Genomic DNA, 21763 nt, shown 5'->3' with positions numbered 1-21763 from the left:
CCGGTCCGTACGCCGGTCCGTACACCGGGCCGGACGCGGGGCCACCGGCGGACGGCGCGGTGACGGGCGCGGCCGGCGCACTCACCGAGTCCGTCCGCACGGTCACCGGCCCACCTCCGCCAACACCACCCGCACCGCCACCGCCACCGCCGTGCGCGGAGGCCGCGGGCGCCTGGAGCGGGTAGTCCCCGTCCGCCCGGACCGCCGGCCCGCCGCCCTGCCGGACCGGCGCGACCGCGGACGGCGCGGACGGCGCCGACGCCGCCGGTGGCGACCAGTCACCGCCCCCGCTCCCCGTCGCCCGGTGCTGCCCCGGCGGGCCGCCGGCGGCGGCGTACCCGCCCCCGGCCCCGCCCGCCGACGCCCCCGCCGACGCCCCGGCCGTCGCGTTCGCCGCGACCGCCACGTCCGGCCCACCGACGACCGCCCCCGGATCCGCCACCGCGACCGAGGCCACCGTCACCACGCCCGGCGTCCTCGGGTCCGCCGGCCCGCCGGGCGTCCCACCCGCGCCCGGCCCCCCGGCGCCCGGCCCATCCGGTCCCCCCGGTCCCTCCGGCCCGCCCGCCCCCGGCGTCAGCCCGGCGAGCGGCACCCCGCGGACCGCCTTGCCGTTCTCGTCGGTGAGCACCGGCTGCCCGTGCTCGTCGAGCCGGACGGCGAGGTCCGCCACCCCGACCACCGGCTTGCCGTCCGGCCCGGGGACGACCAGCAGCCCGGTGGCGTCGGCCACCGGTGTGCCGTCGGCGCGGAGGATGACCGGCTGCCCGTCCTGGCCGAGGACGGGCGTGCCGTGCTCGTCCACCTTGACCGTCAGCCCGGGCACGCCGACCAGCGGCTTGCCGTCCTTCCCGGCGAGCAGGACCAGCCCGGAGCCGTCCGCGCCGAGCACGCCCGGTTCGCCGAGGGCGGCGGGCAGCCCGGCGGCGAGCGGGTCGAACGCGCCGCCGCGGTACGAGGCGGCGGTGATCCCCGTCCCCTGCGCGGTGCCGAGCTTCAGCAGGGCGACGGCGGCCGGTTCCTTGAGCACGCCGGACAGGGCGTCCTTCATGGCGCGGCCGAGTTCGGCGAGCAGTCCGCCGATCTTCAGCCCGGCGGCCTCGACGGCGACGGCCGCCACGCCCGCCGCGACCTGCTCGGTGGCGGTGTTCCTCAGCTTGGACGCGAAGCCGCCGACGGCCTTCTCCAGTCCGCCGACCACCCCGCTCCGCGCCGGGTCGCCGCCTGCCGTCGCGGCGACCTCGGCGACCTCGGCGGCCGTCTGCTTGGCCTTGGCCGCCTGCTCCTCGGCGTGCCGGAGTTCGGCGGCGAGCTGCTGCAGGGTCGCGACGATCTCGGCCTTGCAGGTGTCCACGGCGCGCGCGGCGGTGTCGAAGGCCCCGGCGACCAGCCCGACCGCGCTGTGCGCGTCGTCCAGGTGGCCCTTGTTGCCGGCGCTGAAGCTCTGCCAGTACGTGCCGAAGGCCTCGACCGCGTGGCCGGAGTTGTCGGCGGTGACCCGCCGGACGGACTCGCCGCAGCGGCGGGTGAGCCGGTCGGCTTCCTTGCCGAACTCGCGCCAGACCCCGGCGGCCCTGCGCAGGCCCTCCTCGTCGGCCTGCGGCCACTGCTGGCCGGTCCGGGCCAGCACCGGGACCAGTTCCTCGGGCAGTTTCCGGGACACGCGCTTCCCCCTTCGAGCCGGGTCCGTCAGACCGACATGTCCTTGGGGACGGCGGGAGCCGCCCCCGGGGTTGCCCCCGGCGCCGTGGAGTGCACCGCGGGCGCCACCGGCGAGGCCCCCGGCACCCCTGGGACCGCCGCCGGCCCCGGCACCGCCGCGCCTGCCGCCGCTCCCGGCACCACCGAACCTGCCGCCGCCGGCACCGCCGTCGCCCCGAACCCGCTCGCCGCCGAGCTGTCCGCGTCGGCCGTCCGCGCGGCCATGGTGTGCAGCCCGGCCCCGACCCCGGTCACCCTCCCGGCCAACCCGCGCAGCCCGCCGACGAGTTCACCGCGCGCCTGCCCGTACACGGCGGCGAAGCCGCTGCCCGGCCGGTCCGTCCCCCAGGGCGCGCCGAGCGCGGCGAGGCCCTGTTCCAGGGCGGTGACGGCTTTCGCCAGCTCGCCGCCGAGCTTCTCGAACTCCCGCCCCTCGCCGTGCAGTTCCCACGGCTTGAGGACGAACTCCCCGCCCGCGCGGCCGGACGCCCCGGTGCTGCCGCCTGCCATCCCCGTACCTCCCCGTCACGGGCCGGTGGCGGCCCGGTAGCGGTCCGTGGCGGACCGGCCGCCATCGTAGGCCCGCCTCCGGACCCGCCCGCAGGGCCCGCCGGACCTCTTCACCCCGCCTTCACGCCGTTCGGCCCCGCCGCTCAGGCCCCGCTTCGGCCCCGCTTCGGGCCCGCTTCGGGCCCCGCCACCGGTCCCGCCACCGCGCTCCCGCCGCCGAAAGCTCTACCCTTGCCGGGTGGCACCAGCAGAAACGTCCAAGAAGAAGTCCAAGGCGAAGCCCGAGGCCGCCCCCGCCCCCGTCGATCTCGCGATGCCGACCCTGCGGCGCGAGATCCCTCGCGACGAGGTCCCGCTCGACTTCCCCCGCGCCTGGGTCGAGTTCGCCGACCCCGCCGACGAGGAGCAGGTCTTCCGCTGCGACCTCACCTGGCTGACCTCCCGCTGGTCCTGCGTCTTCGGCCAGGGCTGCCACGGCATCCGCGAGGGCCGCGGCGAGTCGGACGGCTGCTGCACGCTCGGCGCGCACTACTCGGACGAGGACGACGAGAAGCGCGTCCTGGGGCACGCGGCCCGGCTGACCCCCGAGCTGTGGGAGAACTTCGCCGAGGGCACCGACGCCGAGGGCCGGATCACGTCCGACGGCGGCATCACCATGCTGGACGAGGACGGCGACCGCCAGACCCGCCGGGTCGGCGGCGCCTGCATCTTCGTGAACAGCCCGGACTTCGCGGGCGGGGCCGGCTGCGCGCTGCACGCGCTCGCGCTCAAGGAGGGCCGCGAGCCGCTGGAGACCAAGCCGGACGTCTGCTGGCAGCTGCCGGTCCGCCGCACCTACGACTGGATCGACCGCCCCGACGACACCCGCTACCTCCAGGTCACGATCGGCGAGTACGACCGCCGCGGCTGGGGCCCGGGCGGCCACGACCTGCACTGGTGGTGCACCGGTGCCCCGGCGGCGCACCAGGGCGCGGAGGCGGTGTACGTCAGCTACCGCCCCGAGCTCACCGAGCTGATGGGACGGAAGGGGTACGAGGTGCTGGCCCGGCTGTGCGAGGAGCGGATCGCCACCAAGGGCGACCGCAAGGTGGCCCCGCACCCGGCGGACCCGGTCAGGAAGTCCAAGAAGGACCGACCGGCGAAGGACTGACCGGCCCCACCCGCCGGCACCGGCCCACCGGTCGGCACCACCCCCGCCCGCCGGCCCCGGCCCACCCGCCGGCACCGCCCTACTTGTCGATGTCGCCGACCACGAAGAACATCGACCCCAGGATCGCCACCATGTCCGCGACCAGCGTCCCCGGCAGCAGCTCGGTCAGCACCTGGACGTTGTTGAAGGACGCCGAGCGCAGCTTGAGCCGCCACGGCGTCTTGTCGCCGCGCGAGACCAGGTAGTAGCCGTTGATCCCGAGCGGGTTCTCGGTCCACGCGTAGGTGCTGCCCTCGGGCGCCTTGAGCACCTTGGGCAGCCGCTGGTTGACCGGGCCGGGCGGCAGCGTGGCGAGCTTGTCGAGGCAGGCGTCGGCGAGGTCCAGCGAGTTGAGGGTCTGCTCCAGCAGGCACTCGAAGCGGGCCAGGCAGTCGCCCTCCTCGCGGGTGACCACGGTGAGCACCTGGCGCAGTTCCTCGGAGCCGTACGCGAGGTACGGCTCGTCGCGGCGCAGGTCGAGGTCGAGGCCGCTGGCCCGGGCGATCGGGCCGCTGACGCCGTACGCCTCGGCCTGCGCCCGGGTGAGGATGCCGACGCCGGCGGTGCGGGCGCGGAAGATCTCGTTGCCGAGGACGAGGTCCTCGAAGACCGGCAGCTGCGAGCGCACGGTGGCGACGGCGGTGCGGACCCGGCCGAGCCAGCCGGCCGGCAGGTCCTCCTTGAGGCCGCCGACCCGGTTGAACATGTAGTGCATCCGGCCGCCGGAGGCCTCCTCCAGCACGTGCTGGAGGTCTTCGCGGCCGTTGAAGGCGTGGAAGACCGGGGTGATCCCGCCGAGCTCCAGCGGGTACGAGCCGAGGAACATCAGGTGGTTGAGCACCCGGTTGAGCTCGGCGAGCAGGGTGCGGATCCACACCGCCCGCTCGGGGACCTCCATGCCGAGCATCCGCTCGACGGCCATGACGACGCCGAGCTCGTTGGAGAAGGCGGAGAGCCAGTCGTGCCGGTTGGCCAGCATGATGATCTGCCGGTAGTCCCGGGCCTCGAACAGCTTCTCGGCGCCCCGGTGCATGTAGCCGATCACCGGCTCGGCGCTCACGATGCGCTCGCCGTCAAGCAGCATCCGAAGCCGCAGCACGCCGTGGGTGGCCGGGTGCTGCGGGCCGATGTTGAGCACCATGTCGGTGGTGCCCGCCGCGCCGGTGAAGTTCTCGGCTCCCGCCCCGATGCCGACCGTGGTCTCCCTCATGCCCCCAGAGTCTGCCATCCCGGCAGGGGCGCCAGGCTCGCAGGTTCCGACATCCGGACGGCCTGCACCAGCCACCCGAACCCGCCCAGCCCGCCCGGGTCGGTCAGTTCGGCCCCCTCCCCCGCCCCGCTCAGCGCCCGCAGGTAGCCGGCCGGGTCGCTGGTGGCCAGCGCGAGCGCCGGGCGCCCGCCGCTCACGCCGAGCGCGCGCAGGGCCTCCCGCTGCGTTGTCCACAGGCTGTGGAGAGCGGGCGCGGCGACGGCGTCCAGCGCGACGTGCGCGGTGACGTCGCAGGAGCCGTCCGGCACCGGGGCCACCTCCCGGCCGTCGCGGAAGCCGGCGTACGTGCCGAACGGCGGCCGCCGCCCGGCGGTGTGCCCGTAGTCGACGGCGACGGCCAGGCCGCGCTCCAGCCCGGCCACGGCCCGCGCCCAGGCGGCGTCCCGGGGGCCGCCGAACTCCACCACCTCGCCGGGCTCCGCGACCGGCCACCAGCGGGCGGCCCAGGCCGCGTCGGCCTCCGACACCGGCTCGCCGAGCCGCTGCTCCCCGGTCGCGGTGTCCACCTCGACGTAGCGCAGCACCCCGTCCTCGTCGACCTCACCGGCGTCCAGCGGGACGTTGTCCAGCCACTCGTTGGCGAACAGCAGCCCGGTCACCCCGCGCGGCGGCTCGTCCGTCCACAGGGCTGTGGACGGCAGTCCGGCCGGGCGGTCGGCGATCTCCACGCCGTACGGGCGCAGCCGCGCCAGCACCTGCGCGGGCAGCTCGGCCAGGACGCCGGTGAGCAGTTCGCCCCGCCCGGCCCCCAGGTCGACCAGGGCCAGCTCCTCCGGACGACCGAGGGCCGCGTCAACCTCCAGCAGCAGCCGGGCCACCGCACGGGCGAACCTCGGCGAGGCGTGCACGGAGGTGCGGAAGTGCCCGGCGGGGCCCTCCGGCCTGCGGTAGAAGCCCCGCCCGGGGTCGTACAGGGCTTGTTCCATGGCGGGCGCCCACCGCATCCAAGTCATGGGGTGGGACGCTACCCGGCGCCGGACCGCCCCTCCCCATCGGATCAGGTGCTTCTCCGACCTACGGAGTAGGACGGATCGCCCTACCGGCGGACCTGGGCACGCCGGGCGACTGCCTACGCTGGACACGTGCATCGACTCAACGCCTGGCTCCGCCGTCACCCCATGGTGGTCGACGCCGCCTGGGCGTCGATGGTGCTGTTCTTCGGCCTGCTGCCGAACGACGCCTCCCTCGACGAGGGCTGGCGCTCCGACGCCTCGATCCTGGTCGCGGTGCTGCTGCCGCTGCTGATGGTCTTCCGGCGGCGCTACCCCGACCTCACGGTGGCCGCCGCCGCGGGCATCGGTGTCGGCCAGGTGGTCGCGAACGTGTCGCCGGGCGGCTCCTCGATCGCCTACCTGGTCTTCGCCTACACCGGCGCCGCCTTCGGCCAGAAGTGGACCTCCCGGCTGGCCCTGGTGGCCGGCCTGGCCGCCGGGCCGCTGGTGTTCTGGCAGATGAAGCCGGTGAAGACGGTCTTCGACCGGGCGGGCGACGCGCACACCCGCCCGTACACCTTCGGCGAGGCGGCGCTGATCACGCTGCTGATGAGCACGCCGTTCATCCTCTGCTGGGCCTGGGGCCGGCTGACCAGGGTGCGCCGCGCCTACCTGACCGAGCTGGAGGACCGCGCCGCCCGGCTGGAGCGCGAGCGGGACGCCCAGTCCAAGGTGGCGGTCGCCGCCGAGCGGGCCCGGATCGCCCGCGAGCTGCACGACGTGGTCGCGCACAACGTCTCGGTGATGATCGTCCAGGCCGACGGCGCCGCGTACGTCCTGGACAACTCCCCGCAGCAGGCGAAGGAGGCGCTCGGCACGATCGCCTCCACCGGCCGCCAGGCGCTGGTCGAGATGCGCCGCCTGCTGGGCGTGCTGCGCACCTCCGACACCAAGGCCGAGGAGTACGTGCCGCAGCCGGGCGTCGAGGAGCTGCCGGAGCTGCTGGAGCAGGTCCGCACGGCCGGACTCGACGTGGACTACGCCACCTCCGGGCAGCCGCGCGAGCTGCCGCGCGGTGTCGAGCTGACCGTCTACCGGATCGTCCAGGAGGCGCTCACCAACGTCCGCAAGCACGGCGGCCCCGACGTCCACGCCCGGGTCGCGGTCGACTTCGGCGAGCGCGAGCTGGCCGTCCTGGTGGAGGACGACGGGCGCGGCAGCACCGACGAGCAGCTGGTCGCCGGCGGCGTGGACGGTCTCGGCCACGGCCTGATCGGCATGCGCGAGCGCGTCGGCATGGTCAGCGGCAGCCTCGACGTGGGCCCCCGCCCCGGCGGCGGCTTCCGGATCCGCGCCGTCCTGCCGCTCAGGACGGCCCACTAGCCCCTCCGTCCGGCCCCAGCCCCCAGCCCCCAGCCCCCGTCCAGTCCTCAGCCCCCGTCCGCCGTCCATCCCCCCAAGGAGTCCCACCTTGACCATCCGCGTGATGCTCGTCGACGACCAGGAACTGCTGCGCACCGGCTTCCGGATGATCCTCCAGTCACAGGGCGACATCGAGATCGCCGCCGAGGCGGGCGACGGCGCGCAGGCCCTGGAGCAGCTGCGGCGCACCGAGGTGGACGTGATCCTGATGGACGTCCGCATGCCGCGGCTGGACGGCGTGCAGGCGACCCGCCGGATCTGCCTGGCCGAGGACGGCAGCCCGCTGCCGAACGCCCCGCACGTGCTCATCCTCACCACCTTCGACCTGGACGAGTACGCCTTCGCCGCGCTCAAGGCCGGCGCCAGCGGCTTCCTGCTCAAGGACGTCCCGCCGACCGAGCTGGTGGCCGCGATCCGCGCGGTGCACGGCGGGGACGCGGTGGTCGCCCCGACCACCACCCGCCGGATGATCGACCGCTTCGCCGAGGTGCTGCCCACTCCGCAGAGCGCGCCCGGCTCGGACGTCCTCGGCCCGCTGACCGAGCGCGAGCGGGAGGTGTTCCTGCTGGTCGCCCAGGGGCTGTCGAACGGCGAGATCGCGGCCCGGCTGGTGCTCTCCGAGGCGACCGTGAAGACCCATGTCGGCCGGATCCTGGCCAAGCTGGGCCTGCGCGACCGGGTCCAGGCCGTGGTGCTGGCGTACGAGGCCGGGCTGATCCGCGCCGGGGCCACCGACTGAGCCGCCGAGGCGTATCCGCTCCGGCGTTCGGGCGCGCCCGTAGACTGGGGCGGTACGTCCGGTACCCGTCGAGTGGACTGGAACGGTCATTCAGGACAAGGCAGGACAAGGGTGGACGTGAATCCGTCCGGCTTCGCCGACTCCGGCGAGTTCGCCCCGCTCGCCGACGGTCTCGGCGACCAGGTCTTCGGTGCTCCCGGCGACCCCGGCAACCGCCCGGCCCGGCTGGCCGTCGGCGTGGTCGGCACCGGCCGGGTCGGGCCCGCGCTGGGCGCGGCGCTGCAGCTCGCCGGGCACACCGTGGTCGCCGCCTCCGGGGTGTCCGCCACCTCCCGCCGCCGCGCCGAGGCACTGCTGCCGGGCGTGCGGATCGTCACCCCGCCGCAGGTGCTGGCCGCCGCCGACCTGGTGCTGCTGACCGTGCCGGACGACGCGCTGGCCGATCTGGTGACCGGGCTGGCGGCCACCGGCGCGGTCCGCCCCGGACAGCTGCTCGTGCACACCTCCGGCGCGCACGGCGTCGCCGTCCTGGAACCCGCCACCCGGGCCGGGGCGCTGCCGCTGGCCCTGCACCCGGCGATGACCTTCAGCGGCACCTCGGTGGACCTGGCCCGGCTGGCCGGCTGCCCGTTCGGCGTGACCGCCCCCGAGGAGCTGCGGCCGGTCGCCGAGGCGCTGGTGGTGGAGATGGGCGGCGAGCCCGAGTGGGTGCCCGAGGAGGTCCGCCCGCTCTACCACACCGCCCTCGCCCACGGTGCGAACCACCTGGTCACCCTGGTCGCGCAGGCGATGGACCTGCTGCGCACGGCCGGTGTCGCCGAGCCCGGCCGGATGCTCGGCCCGCTGCTCGGCGCCGCCCTGGACAACAGCCTGCGCTCCGGCGACGCGGCCCTCACCGGCCCGGTCGCCCGGGGCGACTCGGGCACCGTGCGGCGCCACCTGGCGCAGCTCAGTACGGTGTCCCCGGACATCCCGGCGGCCTACCGTGCGATGGCCCGCGCCACCGCGCAGCGGGCGCTCGCCAACGGAACGATCGACGAAACGTCGGCGGCGGCGCTGCTGGACGTACTGAACGAGGAGAAGCGCTAGATGGCACGCGGCAAGCAGTCGAACAAGCCCCAGCGGACGCCCAAGGTCCACCGGGCCGTCGTGACCCGCACCGTGGACGAATTCGAGGCCGCGTTCTGGCCGGACGAGCAGCCGGTGGACAACGCCGTCGTGATGACCATGGGCGCGCTGCACGAGGGCCACGCCGCGCTGATCCGGGCCGCCCGCAAGCAGGTCGGCCGGGACGGCCGGGTCGCGGTGACGGTCTTCGTCAACCCGCTGCAGTTCGGCGCCGGCGAGGACCTGGAGCGCTACCCGCGCAGCCTCGACGAGGACGTGCGGCTGGCCGAGGAGAACGGCGCCGACGTGGTCTTCGCGCCGTCCGTCGAGGAGGTCTACCCGAACGGCGAGCCGCAGGTGCGCATGGCGGCCGGCCCGATGGGCGAGCGCTACGAGGGCGCCACCCGGCCCGGCCACTTCGACGGCGTGCTGACCGTGGTCGCCAAGCTGCTGCACATCACCGACCCGGACTTCGCCTTCTTCGGCGAGAAGGACGCCCAGCAGCTGGCGATCATCCGGCGGATGGTCGCCGACCTGGACTTCGACGTGGAGATCGTCGGCGTGCCGACCGTCCGCGAGGAGGACGGCCTGGCGCGGTCCTCGCGCAACCGCTACCTCTCGGAGCAGGAGCGCGCGCAGGCGCTCGCCCTGTCCAAGGCCCTGTTCGCCGGCCGGGACGCCGCCGCGCAGGGCCCGAAGGCCGTCCGCGAGGCCGCCGCGGCCGCCCTGGACGGCGCCGAGGGCGTCACCCCGGACTACCTCGCCCTGATCGACCCGCACGACTTCTCGGAGGCGGCGGACGACTTCCAGGGCGAGGCGGTGCTGGCCGTCGCCGCGAAGGTGGGCGCCACCCGCCTGATCGACAACGTCCACGTCATCTGCCGCTGAACCACCGGCACCACCCCCCTTCCGGCATGCACTCACAGGAGGCGTGACCCGCAATGCTCCGCACCATGCTCAAGTCCAAGATCCACCGGGCCACCGTGACCCAGGCCGACCTGCACTACGTGGGATCCGTCACGGTGGACGAGGACCTGCTCGACGCCGCCGACCTGCTCCCCGGCGAGCTGGTCCACATCGTCGACATCAACAACGGCGCCCGGCTGGAGACGTACACGATCGCCGGCCCGCGCGGCTCCGGCGTGATCGGCATCAACGGCGCCGCCGCCCGTCTGGTCCACCCGGGCGACCTGGTCATCCTCATCGCCTACGGGCAGATGGACACCGCCGAGGCCAAGGGCTACGAGCCGAAGGTCGTCTTCGTGGACGAGCGGAACCGGATCACCGGCCTGGGCGGGGACCCGGCCGAAGCCCAGGAGGGCACCGGACTGCTGCGCGGCGACGCGGCGTACGGTGGCGGCAACGGCGCGGCCGACGCCGCCTCGCGCTGAAGGAGCCACCCACCGATGTCCACGCACCGCCTCACCGCCCCGGCCCCCGGCTGGACCGCCACCACCGACGTGGTCGTGGTCGGTTCCGGGGTCGCCGGCCTCACCGTCGCGCTCAACGTCCGCAAGGCCGGCCTGCGGGCCATGGTGGTCACCAAGGCCGTGCTGGACGAGGGCTCCACCCGCTGGGCCCAGGGCGGCGTCGCGGCCGCCCTGGGCGACGGGGACACCCCCGAACAGCACCTGGACGACACCCTGGTGGCCGGCGCCGGCGTCTGTGACGAGGAGGCCGTCCGCACCCTGGTCACCGAGGGCCCGGACGCCGTCCGCCGGCTGATCGCCACCGGCGCCCTGTTCGACCGGGGCGAGGACGGCGAGATCCTGCTGACCCGCGAGGGCGGCCACCACCGCCGCCGGATCGTCCACGCGGGCGGGGACGCGACCGGCGCCGAGATATCGCGCGCCCTGGTCGCCGCCGTCCGCACCGACCCGGACATCGAGCTGATCGAGCACGCGCTCGTCCTCGACCTGCTGACCGACGCGGCGGGCCACGCCGCCGGACTGACCCTGCACGTGATGGGCGAGGGCCAGCGCGACGGCGTCGGCGCCGTCCGGGCCCGCGCGGTGGTGCTCGCCACCGGCGGCATGGGCCAGGTCTTCTCCGCCACCACCAACCCGGCGGTCTCCACCGGCGACGGCGTGGCACTGGCCCTGCGGGCCGGCGCCGCCGTCACCGACCTGGAGTTCGTCCAGTTCCACCCCACCGTGCTCTGGCTCGGTCCGGAGGCCGAGGGCCAGCAGCCGCTGGTCTCCGAGGCGGTCCGCGGCGAGGGCGCCCACCTGGTGGACGCGGACGGCGTCCGCTTCATGGTCGGACAGCACGAGCTGGCCGAGCTGGCCCCGCGCGACATCGTCGCCAAGGCGATCACCCGGCGCATGCAGGAGCAGGGCGCCCAGCACATGTTCCTGGACGGGCGGCACTTCGGCACCGAGATGTGGGAGCAGCGCTTCCCGACCATCCTCGCCTTCTGCCGCGCCAACGGCATCGACCCGGTCACCGAGCCGATCCCGATCGCCCCGGCCGCGCACTTCGCCTCCGGCGGCGTCCGCACCGACCGGCACGGCCGCACCACCGTCCCCGGCCTGTACGCGTGCGGCGAGGTCGCCTGCACCGGCGTGCACGGCGCCAACCGGCTGGCGTCCAACTCGCTGCTGGAGGGCCTGGTCTTCGCCGAGCGGATCGCCGCCGACCTGGCCGGCCGCGACCGGTCCGGCGAACTGCCCGAGCGCGCGGTGGACGTCGCCGCCGCGCGCGCCGCGCAGCCCGTCCCGCTGCCCCCGTCCGAGGCGCGCGCCGAGATCCAGCGGCTGATGTCGCGCGGCGCGGGCATCCTGCGCTCCGCCGCCTCGATGGCCGACACCGCCGCCGGGCTCGCACTCCTCGCCGAACAGGCCTACGCCCACGTCGCCGAGGAGAAGCCGGCCGACCCCCGGGTGGAGACCTGGGAGGCCGCCAACCTGCTGCTGGTCGCCACCGCCCTGGTCGCGGCCGCCGCGCAGCGCGAGGAGACCCGCGGCTGCCACTGGCGCGAGGACTTCCCCGAGCGCGACGACGCCCACTGGCGGCGCCACCTGATCACCACCCTCGCCGCCACCGGCGGTCCCGTCAGCACCCCTGAGGAGCAGTAGAACCATGACCCACTCCCACGAGGAACTCCCCCTGGCCGACCAGGGCGGCTGCGGCGACGGCTGCGCCTGTGGCGACGGCGAGGGCTACGAGACCGGTCTTGACCCGCAGCTGGCCGAGCTGCTGGAGCAGGCCGGGCTGGACCCGGTCGAGGTCGAGGACATCGCCACCCTGGCGCTGGCCGAGGACCTGGCCGGCGGCGAGGACGTCACCTCGGTGGCGACCGTGCCCGCCGACGCCGTCGCCACCGCCGACTTCACCGCCCGTCAGGCCGGCGTGGTGGCCGGCCTGCGGGTCGCCGAGGCGGTCGTCTCGCTGGTCTGCGAGGAGGAGTTCGAGGTCGAGCGGCACGTCGAGGACGGCGACCGGGTCGAGGCCGGCCAGGTGCTGCTCTCGGTCCGCTCGCGCACCCGCGACCTGCTGACCGCCGAGCGCAGCGCGCTCAACCTGCTCTGCCACCTGTCCGGCATCGCCACCGCGACCAGCGCCTGGGCGGACGCCCTGGAGGGCACCGGCGCGGTGGTCCGGGACACCCGCAAGACCACCCCGGGCCTGCGCGCGCTGGAGAAGTTCGCGGTGCGCTGCGGCGGCGGCGCCAACCACCGGATGGCGCTCTCGGACGCCGCGCTGGTGAAGGACAACCACGTGGTCGCGGCCGGCGGCGTGGCCGAGGCCTTCCGGGCCGTCCGGGCCGCGTACCCGGAGCTGCCGGTCGAGGTCGAGGTGGACACCCTGGAGCAGATCACGCCGGTGCTGGAGGCCGGGGCCGACCTGATCCTGCTGGACAACTTCACCGTCGGGCAGCTGAAGGAGGCCGTCGCGCTGGTGGCCGGCCGGGCGAAGCTGGAAGCCTCCGGCGGACTGACCCTGGCCAGCGCGCGCGAGGTCGCCCAGACTGGTGTCGACTACCTGGCCGTGGGCGCGCTCACCCACTCCTCGCCGATCCTGGACATCGGCCTGGACCTGCGCGCCTGACCGTCCGGACCCGCGCAGCCCCGTCCCGACTCGCAGAAAGCGGCCCATGCTCCTCACCATCGACGTCGGCAACACCCAGACCACGCTCGGCCTGTTCGACGGCGAGGACGTGGTGGAACACTGGCGGATCTCCACCGATCCGCGCCGCACGGCCGATGAACTGGCGGTGCTGCTGCAGGGGTTGATGGGCAACCACACCGCGGTCAAGGAGGCCGCGGTGGAGGGCCTGGCGATCTGCTCGTCCGTCCCCGCCGTGCTCCACGAGCTCCGCGAGGTGACCCGCCGCTACTACGGCGACGTCCCCGCGGTGATCGTGGAGCCCGGCGTGAAGACCGGGGTGCACGTCCTGATGGACAACCCCAAGGAGGTCGGCGCCGACCGGATCGTCAACGCGCTGGCCGCCAACCACCTGTACGGCGGCCCGTGCATCGTGGTCGACTTCGGCACCGCGACCACCTTCGACGCCGTCAACGCGCGCGGCGACTACGTCGGCGGCGCGATCGCCCCCGGCATCGAGATCTCGGTCGAGGCGCTCGGCGTCCGCGGCGCCCAGCTGCGCAAGATCGAGCTGGCCCGCCCGCGCAACGTGATCGGCAAGAACACCGTCGAGGGCATGCAGTCCGGCATCCTCTACGGCTTCGCCGGGCAGGTCGACGGCCTGGTCGAGCGGATGGCCCGGGAGCTCTCCAAGGACCCGGACGACGTCCAGGTGATCGCCACCGGCGGTCTCGCCTCCCTCGTCCTCGGCGAGGCCGCCACCATCGACGTGCACGAGCCGTGGCTGACCCTGATCGGCCTGCGCCTGGTGTACGAGCGCAACCGCCCCGCGAGCTGAGCGGCGCTCAGCGGCCGGGGGTCGGGAGGCCCGGCAGGGCCGACGCGGCCCCCGCCACCGCGTCGGAGGGCCGCAGGGTGGTCAGGCCGGTCGGCGCGGGTGTCGGGACGGTGAGCAGAGTCGCTCCCGGCTGCGGGGTCGGGAGCGGTTTGCCCGCCCGCGGGTCCTTCGGGATGGCCGCCACGACCTTCTTCCAGCGCGGGTCCTTCACCACCGCGGCGAGTCCGTCCGGCGTCAGCGGCGGGTCGGTGCGGGTGATCGGCGTGCCCTGGTCCAGCGGCTTGCGGTTCCACTCCTGGATCAGGATCTCGTAGCCGGGCCCGGTCAACGTGGCGGACCAGGTCTTGGAGCCGGCCGGCTCGCCGGGGCGCGTCCCCGCCTGGTAGAGGGTCAGGTGCTCGCCGCCGGGGAGGTCGGTCTCGCTGCAGGCGTCGCCCGGAAGCGGGCCCAGGCAGCCGGGCTCGACGCCGTTGCGCATGATCCAGAACAGGTACTGGACCGGGCCGTTCCCGTCGTCCAGCACCAGCCGCAGCTGCGGGGTGTCGCTCTCGGTCCCCCGCGCCTCGCCCACCTGGACCGTCCCCGGCGGGAGCAGTTCGGTGAGCATCCGCTGGAACTCCGGGCCGGAGACCGGCGGGCCCGCCGCCGCACCGGAGGAGGCCGAGCCGGCGGACGCCGGGCCGCTCGGCACGGGGCCGGGCCCGGGCAGCAGGCTGCCGATCCCGGCCGCGCCCACCCCGACCAGGGCCAGCGCGGCGACGCCCGCCACGGTGCCGATCCGCCGCCTGCGGCGCAGCCGGCGCCCGTACGACCAGCCGGTGTCGACCAGCCGGGTGGCCTCGGCGTCGTAGGACCCGCCCGCCCGGCCGAGGGCCTCGGTGAAGGACTGCTCGAACCGCTCGTCGGGCCCGTCGTGCTCAGCGGACATGCTGAACCTACCTCTCTACCAATCGAGTTGACGTGAGTAGTGCGGAGACGCCGCATTGCCGCGACGTGCCGTGCCGGCCGGCTCAGCGCTCGGCCAGCTCGTCGAGGCTGCCGCCGAGCAACGCGCGGATCCGGCCGAGGGCACGGAAGGACTGGGTCCGGACGGCCCCCGGGGTGAGCTGGAGGATCGCCGCGGTCTCCTCGACGCTGCGGTCCTCCCAGTAGCGCAGGACCAGCACCGCGCGGTCGCGCGGCGCGAGCCGGCCGAGCGCGTCCACCAGGGCCAGCCGCAGCTCCGGGTCGCCCTGCGGGGCCTCGCCGTCCGGCACCGCGTCGACCGGCCGCTCGCCGCTGGAGCGGCGGCCGCGGTGCGAGAGGAAGACCCGCACCAGCACGGTGTGCGCGTACCCGGCCGGGTTGTCGATCCGGCGCTTGGCCCCGAACGGGAAGGTGCGGTGCCACTGGACGTAGATCCGCCCGAACGCCTCCTGCACCAGGTCCTCGGCGAGGTGGGTGTCCCCGCCGGCGAGCAGGCAGGCCGACCGGTAGAGCGGTCTGGCGCGGGCGGCCGCGAAGGCCTGGAAGTCCTCGTCCCGCCGCCCGCCCCGGGACGCCTTCCCCTGACCGTCCGGTTGCATCCTGCCCGGCCCCCTCGCTCGTTCTCCCCTGACACCTGGATGACCAGCTGGCCCCCGGATGGCGTTACAGGTGGCGGCGAAAGGTTTTTTCACCAGGCCGAACATGGGTGGTTCGGCGCGACGTTACCGACAAATCGGATATTCCTCACGTAGTGTCAGCCCATGCCTACGCCACACGGATCGCGCGGCGGTATGGCCTTCAGCGCCGACGAAGTCCGCGTGTTGCGCCGAGCCCTCGCCCAAGCCCTGCACCCCGCCGTCCCCCTCCACCTCCGGCCCGACCGGCCGGCCCTCGCCGGGCCGGGCGCCGAACTCTGGGCGGAGGACGTCCAGGACGCCCTGCGCCTGACCGAGGCGATCGACGAGGCCGTCCAGGAGGGCGGCCGACTGCGCGCCTTCCTGCTCGCCGACCTCGGACGCTACCGCTCCGCCCTGCCCGGCAGCGCCCCCGGCTACCTGGAGCGGCTGGAGGACGCGGTGTCCGACGGGTACCTGCCCGGGCCCGAGGACCTCACCGCGCTGCGCGGGCTGAGCCGCCAGCCCTGCGGCCAGGGCGAGCGGGCCCGCCGCTCCCGGCTGGCCGGGCGCTGCCACGCGCTGGCCGAGGCCGCCGTCCGCGAACGGCTCGCCCTCCACACCGGGCAGCCCCGCCACCTGGTGGCCGTACCGAGCCCCGCCGCACCGCCGCACAGTCACCCCACCCCCGTAGGAGGACGGACCACCATGAGCAGCACCGAGTCCCGCCCGGAGCAGCCCGCCGCCGCGAAGACCCCGCCCCGTCCGCACCGGATGCCCACCCCCGCCGAGCTGTTCGGCCGCCGCCCCAAGCCCCCGGCCCGGCCCGCCCCGCCCGCCGACCTGTCCCCCGAGGAGACCGAGGACGTCGAACTCGCCACCGGCACCGGCTGAACCGGCCCATCCGCCGAACGGAGGGGAGACCGCCACCGCGGTCTCCCCTCCGTTCGTGCGCCGCCCTCCGCCGGCACGCCGGCCCATCGCCCGCAGGCCGGTCCATGTGTCGACAATGCCGTGATCCCGCCGGCCGCCGTCGATCACGTCTTCATAACCTTCACCCCGATGACCAGGCCGTTCGATCCCGTCCTGGGCGAATTGGCCACTGATCAACCGGGTTGACGATCGTTCAACAATCCCTAGGGTGCGGAGCCTCACCACTCCAACCGCGGGGGATTCACATGCTTTCGACTCGCACGCGCCGGATCCTCGGCGCGGGCACGGCCACGATCGTGGCCGCCCTGGCCGCCGGCACCGCGACCGTCCCGGCGCACGCCGCCGGCACCCAGCTCCGGATCTTCCCGACCGGCACGATCCAGATCTCGACCCAGCCGGCCCCTCAGCCCCAGTTCGGCGAGAACATCCACCTGCGGATCGGCCGGACCGGCACCGACGTCGTGACCGGCGCCAAACTCGCGTTCGACACCACCGGCATCGACGGGCTGGCCACGCTCGCCGTCCCGGGCTGCGCCACCGCGGGCAAGGTGATCACCTGCGACATCTGGCGCCTCGACCTGGAGAACATCAACATCACCAGCCACCCGTGGCTGAGCGCCGTCGCGGGCGTCCGCCCCGGTTCCACCGGCACCGTCCACGCCACCCTCAGCGCCCCCGGCGCCGAGACCGCCGAGGCCGACATCCAGGTGGAGATCGGCGGTGCCGGCTTCCGCACCAAGGAGCCCTCGGAGCAGCGTGACGTCAAGGTCGGCAGCACGCTCCCGTCGACTCTCGCCTTCGCCAACCACGGCGAGGTCGCGGCCCGGCGGGCGGTCGTCGAGGTCTACCTGACCCCGGGCCTCGACGTGGCCACCTGGCCCTCCAACTGCGAGTACGCGAAGGACAAGGGCGACTGGGCGGGCCACGGCTTCGGTTCCCCGATGCCCACCGTGCACGGCATCTGCACCATCGACGGCGAGATCGCCCCCGGCCAGGCCGTCAAGCTGAACGGCCTCGACCTCACCGTGGGCGCGGACGCCCGCTACGCCTTCGCCGACTACTCCGTCTTCCCCGCCGAGGGAGCGAGCGGCAGCAGCGCCGCGGACCTGCGCAAGCGGATGTCGTTCCAGCGCGGCACCGGCGCTCCCGCCACCCTGGTGCCGACCTCCGGCGAGGGGATCCCGGACGGCCTCGACATGAACGCCTACTCCACCGAGCAGGAGGTCCTCGCCGACAACGACGCCGACTTCGCGGTGAACGGCGCCTGGGCACCGGACGCCTCCGGCACCACCGGCACCTTCACCCTCGGCGCCGTCAGCGGCGGCCCGGCCTCGATCATGGACCGCAGCGGCGGCGAGAGCGCGCCCGAACTCCAGGTGCAGTTCCCGGAAGGCGTCACCGTCACCGGCCTGCCGTCGACCTGCCGGCCGAACGACTACGTCCTCGGCCAGAAGTCCGACAAGCCGCTCAACAAGTTCAACTGCGAGGGGCTGGGCGGGTTCTTCATCCCGGCCGGCGCCACCAACTCCCACAAGCTGACCCTCTCGGTCCCCGCGGGCACCGACGAGCTCACCGCGACGGTCTCGCTGCAGAACATGGCGAGCGACTACGAGCCGGGCCACCCCAGCGCCGTCATGAGCTGGGACCGCAACCCCGCCAACGACCTGCTGAAGGTCTCCCTGCGGGCCGCCCCGGCCACCACCCCCGGCACCGGCGGCACCCCCGCCCCGACCCCGACCGGGACGCCCACCACCGCGCCCGTCACCGACCCCTCCCCCGCGCCGACCACCGCGGTCGTCCCGGCCGGCCTCAGCGACAAGGACTCCACGAGCCCCGTCCGGGAGACCGGCACGGGCACCGGCGGCACCGGCACCGGCGGCTCCGGGAGCGTCCGGACCTCCGACGGCCCGCTGGCCGCCACCGGCAGCTCCGCCGCCCTGCCGCTGGCCGCGACGAGCGCCGCCGCCGTGGTGCTCGGCGCCGCCGGTCTGGTCACCGCCCGCCGGCTCCGGGCCCGCCGCAACGGCTGACCCGACCGCTCGTTCCCCGGGGGAGGCCGCCGTCACGGCCTCCCCCGCGGGAATCCCGGCGCGGAGCACCGTGTGTGGCTGGCTACCCTTGTGGGGTGAGCGATCAGAGCCTTGTTCCCGCGACCGACGACCTTCCCGAGCAGATGCGCGTCCGGCGCGAGAAGCTGGACCGGCTCCGGGCGGCCGGCGTCGACCCGTACCCGGTCGGATTCCCCCGCACCACCACCATCGCGGACCTGCGTGCCAAGCACCCGGACCTGGAGCCGGACACCGCGACCGGCGAACGGGCCGGTGTCACCGGCCGCGTGATCCTCTCCCGCACCGGCGGCAAGCTCTGCTTCGCCACCCTGCGGGACGGCACCGGCGACCTCCAGGTGATGTTCTCGCTGGACAAGCTGGGCGCGGAGCGGCTGGCGGCCTGGAAGACCGACATCGACCTCGGCGACCAGGTCGGCGTCGAGGGCGAGGTGATCACCTCCAAGCGCGGCGAGCTGTCCGTGATGGTGGACCGCTGGGAGCTCACCGCCAAGTGCCTGCGCCCGCTGCCGGACAAGCACAAGGGCCTGACCGACCCGGAGGCCCGGGTCCGGCAGCGCTACGTGGACCTGATCGTCAACCCCGAGGCCCGCGAGATCCTGCACCTGCGCAGCAAGGTCGTCCGCTCGATCCGCCGCACCTACGAGGACCGCGGCTACATCGAGGTCGAGACCCCGATGCTGCAGCCGGTGCACGGCGGCGCCAACGCCCGTCCGTTCAAGACGCACATCAACGCGTACGACATCGACCTCTACATGCGCATCGCCCCCGAGCTGTACCTCAAGCGGCTGGTGGTCGGCGGCGCCGAGAAGGTCTTCGAGATCAACCGCAACTTCCGCAACGAGGGCGCGGACTCCACCCACAACCCGGAGTTCACCTCGCTGGAGTCGTACGAGGCGTACGGCGACTACGACACCCAGGCCGAGCTGATCCGCGAGACGATCGTCAACGCGGCCCGGGACGCACTGGGCACCACGGTCATCAAGGGCGTGGACGCGCACGGCGTCGAGCACGAGATCGACCTGGCCGAGCCGTGGGAGGAGGTCGCGGTCTACCCGGGCATCTCCGCCCACCTGGGCGTGGAGGTCACCCCGGAGACCGGCGTCGAGGAGCTGCGCAAGCTGGCCGCCGAGCACGGCATCCCGTTCGAGAAGGACTGGGGCCACGGCCAGATCGTGCTGGAGATGGTCGAGCGCCTGCTGGAGGAGAACGCCGTCCGGCCGACCTTCATCAAGGACTACCCGACCGAGGTCTCCCCGCTGACCCGCCAGCACCGCTCGCAGCCCGGCGTGGCCGAGAAGTGGGACCTGGTGATCTTCGGGACCGAGATCGGCACCGCCTACTCCGAGCTGGTCGACCCGGTCGAGCAGCGCGCCCGCCTCACCGCCCAGTCGCTGCTGGCGGCCGGCGGCGACGTCGAGGCGATGCAGGTGGACGAGGACTTCCTGCGCGCCCTGGAGTACGCGATGCCCCCGACCGGTGGCCTCGGCCTCGGCGTGGACCGCCTGATCATGCTGCTGACCGGCAAGAACATCCGGGAGACGGTGCTCTTCCCGCTGGTGAAGCCGGAGCCGAAGGCTTCCGCCGCGACGGCGGAGAAGACCGAGGAGGAGTGACCTGATGGACTACGTCAGCGCGATCGTGCCGCCGCTGGTCATGGCGATCGGCTTCGGATTCCTGGTGCGGGCCATCGTCCGCAGCCAGGGCGGGGCCCAGCGGGCCAAGGAAGACGTCGACTGATCCCGCGCGGGCCGACGGGCCCCGCGAGGACCGGCGGGCGGAACCCGCGACCGACGCCGTCAGCCGCCCCGAACGACCGGCGCGCCGCCATTCCCGATTCCCGGGGGTGGCGGCGCGCCGGTTTGGCGTACTTCACAAGATTTGCCCCATTCACTCCCTATCCTGGCCGCACTATGGTCCGGCAACTCGGCGAACTTGAGAACGCCATCATGACCCGGGTGTGGCAGTGGAACCGACCGGTCACGGTTCGCGAGGTTCTCCTGGATCTGCGGTCGGAACGCGAAATCGCGTACACCACGGTGATGACCGTCCTGGACAAGCTCCACAGAAAGGGCTGGCTGCGCCGCGAGCGGGTCGGCCGGGCCTATCGATATGAACCGGTCTCCTCGCGTGAGGCGTACACGGCGGCACTGATGAACGACGCCTGGGCCACCAGCGACAATCCGGCGGCGGCCCTGGTGCACTTCTTCGGCCTGATGTCCCCCGAGCAACGCGAAGCGCTCCGGGACGCCTTGCGGGTGGCCGCTCTGTTCCCGCCCGATCCGACCGGGGCGGATTCCGCGGACGACGGACCCGATACCGGTGCGACGGAACCGGGAGCGGCGCGATAACGTCCGGGACCATGGAGGTCACCATCCGCCGGGCGCGGACCACGGACGTGCGGGCAGTGCGCAGGCTCATCGACACCTACTCGCGCGACGGCATTCTGCTGGACAAGCCCACAGTCACACTGTTCGAATCCGTCCAGGAGTTCTGGGTCGCGGAACGCGACGACAACGGCGTGGTGGTGGCCTGCGGCGCGCTGCACGTGATGTGGGAGGACCTCGCCGAGGTCCGCACGCTCGCGGTGGATCCGGTCGTCCGGGGCACCGGGATCGGGCACCTGCTGTTGGAGAAGCTGGTGCAGACGGCACGCTGGCTGGGCGTCCGTCGGATTTTCTGCTTGACGTTCGAGGTCGCGTTCTTCGCGAAACACGGTTTCGTCGAGATCGGCGAGCTCCAGGAAACCGATGATGGTACGACAGACCCGGCGGCGATCGCTACGGATGTCTATGAAGAACTCCTCCGCTCGTACGATGAAGGCGTCGCCGAGTTCCTCGACCTGGAGCGGGTGAAGCCCAACACACTGGGCAACTCGCGCATGCTGCTGCACCTCTGAGCCGCTCCACCCGGGTCAAGGGTTTGTGTTTTCCGGAGAAAGGCGCTTTCCTTTCCTTAGGCAATGGGTCGTTTAGCGGAAAGGGAAGCCCGTGGCACAGAGGGTGCAGGTCATTCTTGAAGACGATCTCGACGGCGGTTCGGCGGACGAGACGGTGACGTTCGCGCTCGACGGCGTTGCCTACGAGATCGACCTGAAGAGCGCCAACGCGGACAAGCTGCGCGGTCTGCTGGCGCCGTACGTGGAGAAGGGCCGCAAGCAGAGCGGCCGGCTCGCCGGCGCCCGTCGTCCGGGCCGCAGCGCCGCGGCGCGGCCGTCCGGCGGCGGCGCCCCGGACACCGCCAAGATCCGCGCGTGGGCCAAGGAGCAGGGCCTGGAGGTCAACGACCGCGGCCGCGTTCCGAGCAACGTCCGCGAGGCCTACGAGAAGGCCAACGCGTCCTGATCCCGGCTCCGCAGGCCCGCCGGAGCGGGTGCGGGGCCCCGGCGGCCGGAGGCGGCGCCGCCATCACACGCACGGGGCGCGGAGG

The 21763-nt window shown here is 74.1% G+C and carries 20 protein-coding genes and 1 pseudogene; 15 read left to right on the top strand and 6 right to left on the bottom strand.

The window, feature by feature from the left end:
• Nucleotides 1-1663 (bottom strand): annotated as a pseudogene (locus ACFVHV_RS37465) (hypothetical protein); the annotation flags it as partial.
• Nucleotides 1664-1689: 26 nt separating this feature from the next.
• Entirely contained in the window at nucleotides 1690-2211 is a 522-nt protein-coding gene (locus ACFVHV_RS37460; protein WP_380357504.1) for a hypothetical protein, read from the bottom strand.
• 238 nt (nucleotides 2212-2449) lie between these two features.
• On the opposite strand from ACFVHV_RS37460, the gene ACFVHV_RS37455 reads away from it, so the two are divergent.
• Nucleotides 2450-3361 (top strand): hypothetical protein, encoded by a 912-nt coding sequence (locus ACFVHV_RS37455; RefSeq protein WP_380357502.1) that lies wholly within the window; start codon nucleotides 2450-2452, stop codon nucleotides 3359-3361.
• A 79-nt stretch (nucleotides 3362-3440) separates the two neighbouring features.
• On the opposite strand, the gene ACFVHV_RS37450 is transcribed toward ACFVHV_RS37455, so the two are convergent.
• The gene (locus ACFVHV_RS37450; RefSeq protein ID WP_380357499.1) at nucleotides 3441-4610 is read right to left on the bottom strand and encodes an NADH-quinone oxidoreductase subunit D; all 1170 of its coding nucleotides are present in this window, start codon (nucleotides 4608-4610) and stop codon (nucleotides 3441-3443) included.
• Nucleotides 4607-5623, bottom strand: a complete 1017-nt coding sequence (locus ACFVHV_RS37445; protein ID WP_380357496.1) for an SAM-dependent methyltransferase — start codon at nucleotides 5621-5623, stop codon at nucleotides 4607-4609. The genes ACFVHV_RS37450 and ACFVHV_RS37445 overlap by 4 nt, the downstream gene beginning before the upstream one ends.
• Nucleotides 5624-5788: 165 nt before the next feature.
• On the opposite strand from ACFVHV_RS37445, the gene ACFVHV_RS37440 reads away from it, so the two are divergent.
• From ACFVHV_RS37440 to ACFVHV_RS37405, 8 genes are all read left to right on the top strand, one after another.
• The gene (locus ACFVHV_RS37440) at nucleotides 5789-6985 is read left to right on the top strand and encodes a sensor histidine kinase (protein ID WP_380357510.1); all 1197 of its coding nucleotides are present in this window, start codon (nucleotides 5789-5791) and stop codon (nucleotides 6983-6985) included.
• A gap of 88 nt (nucleotides 6986-7073) precedes the next feature.
• The gene (locus ACFVHV_RS37435; protein ID WP_359910511.1) at nucleotides 7074-7763 is read left to right on the top strand and encodes a response regulator transcription factor; all 690 of its coding nucleotides are present in this window, start codon (nucleotides 7074-7076) and stop codon (nucleotides 7761-7763) included.
• A 225-nt stretch (nucleotides 7764-7988) separates the two neighbouring features.
• Complete coding sequence (locus ACFVHV_RS37430) at nucleotides 7989-8852, top strand: Rossmann-like and DUF2520 domain-containing protein (RefSeq protein ID WP_380357507.1); 864 nt, start codon at nucleotides 7989-7991, stop codon at nucleotides 8850-8852.
• A complete protein-coding gene (gene panC / locus ACFVHV_RS37425) occupies nucleotides 8853-9758 on the top strand; it encodes a pantoate--beta-alanine ligase (RefSeq protein WP_380357493.1) in 906 nt (301 codons plus the stop codon).
• 53 nt (nucleotides 9759-9811) lie between these two features.
• Nucleotides 9812-10261, top strand: a complete 450-nt coding sequence (panD, locus tag ACFVHV_RS37420) for an aspartate 1-decarboxylase (protein ID WP_359910502.1) — start codon at nucleotides 9812-9814, stop codon at nucleotides 10259-10261.
• A 15-nt stretch (nucleotides 10262-10276) separates the two neighbouring features.
• Nucleotides 10277-11947, top strand: a complete 1671-nt coding sequence (locus ACFVHV_RS37415; protein ID WP_380357488.1) for an L-aspartate oxidase — start codon at nucleotides 10277-10279, stop codon at nucleotides 11945-11947.
• A 4-nt stretch (nucleotides 11948-11951) separates the two neighbouring features.
• Nucleotides 11952-12920, top strand: a complete 969-nt coding sequence (nadC, locus tag ACFVHV_RS37410; RefSeq protein ID WP_359910497.1) for a carboxylating nicotinate-nucleotide diphosphorylase — start codon at nucleotides 11952-11954, stop codon at nucleotides 12918-12920.
• A gap of 46 nt (nucleotides 12921-12966) precedes the next feature.
• Nucleotides 12967-13755 (top strand): type III pantothenate kinase, encoded by a 789-nt coding sequence (locus ACFVHV_RS37405; protein WP_359910494.1) that lies wholly within the window; start codon nucleotides 12967-12969, stop codon nucleotides 13753-13755.
• Nucleotides 13756-13762: 7 nt separating this feature from the next.
• Here ACFVHV_RS37405 and ACFVHV_RS37400 read toward each other — a convergent pair whose 3' ends face one another.
• Together ACFVHV_RS37400 and ACFVHV_RS37395 are read right to left on the bottom strand one after the other, a co-directional pair.
• Nucleotides 13763-14683 (bottom strand): hypothetical protein, encoded by a 921-nt coding sequence (locus ACFVHV_RS37400; RefSeq protein ID WP_380357485.1) that lies wholly within the window; start codon nucleotides 14681-14683, stop codon nucleotides 13763-13765.
• 82 nt (nucleotides 14684-14765) lie between these two features.
• On the bottom strand, nucleotides 14766-15320 hold the full coding sequence (locus tag ACFVHV_RS37395) for a SigE family RNA polymerase sigma factor (protein WP_359910488.1): 555 nt from the start codon (nucleotides 15318-15320) through the stop codon (nucleotides 14766-14768).
• Between the two features lie 162 nt (nucleotides 15321-15482).
• On the opposite strand from ACFVHV_RS37395, the gene ACFVHV_RS37390 reads away from it, so the two are divergent.
• The 6 genes from ACFVHV_RS37390 to ACFVHV_RS37365 all read left to right on the top strand — a co-directional run bounded on the left by ACFVHV_RS37390 (nucleotide 15483) and on the right by ACFVHV_RS37365 (nucleotide 21678).
• On the top strand, nucleotides 15483-16229 hold the full coding sequence (locus ACFVHV_RS37390) for a hypothetical protein (protein WP_359910485.1): 747 nt from the start codon (nucleotides 15483-15485) through the stop codon (nucleotides 16227-16229).
• 284 nt (nucleotides 16230-16513) lie between these two features.
• The gene (locus ACFVHV_RS37385; RefSeq protein WP_380357481.1) at nucleotides 16514-18298 is read left to right on the top strand and encodes a hypothetical protein; all 1785 of its coding nucleotides are present in this window, start codon (nucleotides 16514-16516) and stop codon (nucleotides 18296-18298) included.
• 95 nt (nucleotides 18299-18393) lie between these two features.
• Nucleotides 18394-19950: a bifunctional lysylphosphatidylglycerol synthetase/lysine--tRNA ligase LysX gene (gene lysX / locus ACFVHV_RS37380; protein ID WP_359910479.1), complete on the top strand. Its 1557-nt coding sequence runs from the start codon at nucleotides 18394-18396 to the stop codon at nucleotides 19948-19950.
• A 297-nt stretch (nucleotides 19951-20247) separates the two neighbouring features.
• Nucleotides 20248-20685, top strand: a complete 438-nt coding sequence (locus ACFVHV_RS37375) for a BlaI/MecI/CopY family transcriptional regulator (RefSeq protein ID WP_359910476.1) — start codon at nucleotides 20248-20250, stop codon at nucleotides 20683-20685.
• An 11-nt stretch (nucleotides 20686-20696) separates the two neighbouring features.
• Nucleotides 20697-21233, top strand: a complete 537-nt coding sequence (locus ACFVHV_RS37370) for an amino-acid N-acetyltransferase (RefSeq protein WP_359910474.1) — start codon at nucleotides 20697-20699, stop codon at nucleotides 21231-21233.
• Between the two features lie 91 nt (nucleotides 21234-21324).
• Complete coding sequence (locus tag ACFVHV_RS37365) at nucleotides 21325-21678, top strand: Lsr2 family protein (RefSeq protein ID WP_359910471.1); 354 nt, start codon at nucleotides 21325-21327, stop codon at nucleotides 21676-21678.
• Nucleotides 21679-21763 lie beyond the last annotated feature (85 nt).

This window comes from Kitasatospora sp. NPDC127116 (genome assembly GCF_042677365.1).
Lineage (GTDB): Bacteria > Actinomycetota > Actinomycetes > Streptomycetales > Streptomycetaceae > Kitasatospora > Kitasatospora lactacystinica.
This window is presented reverse-complemented; position numbering and strand designations above follow the sequence as displayed.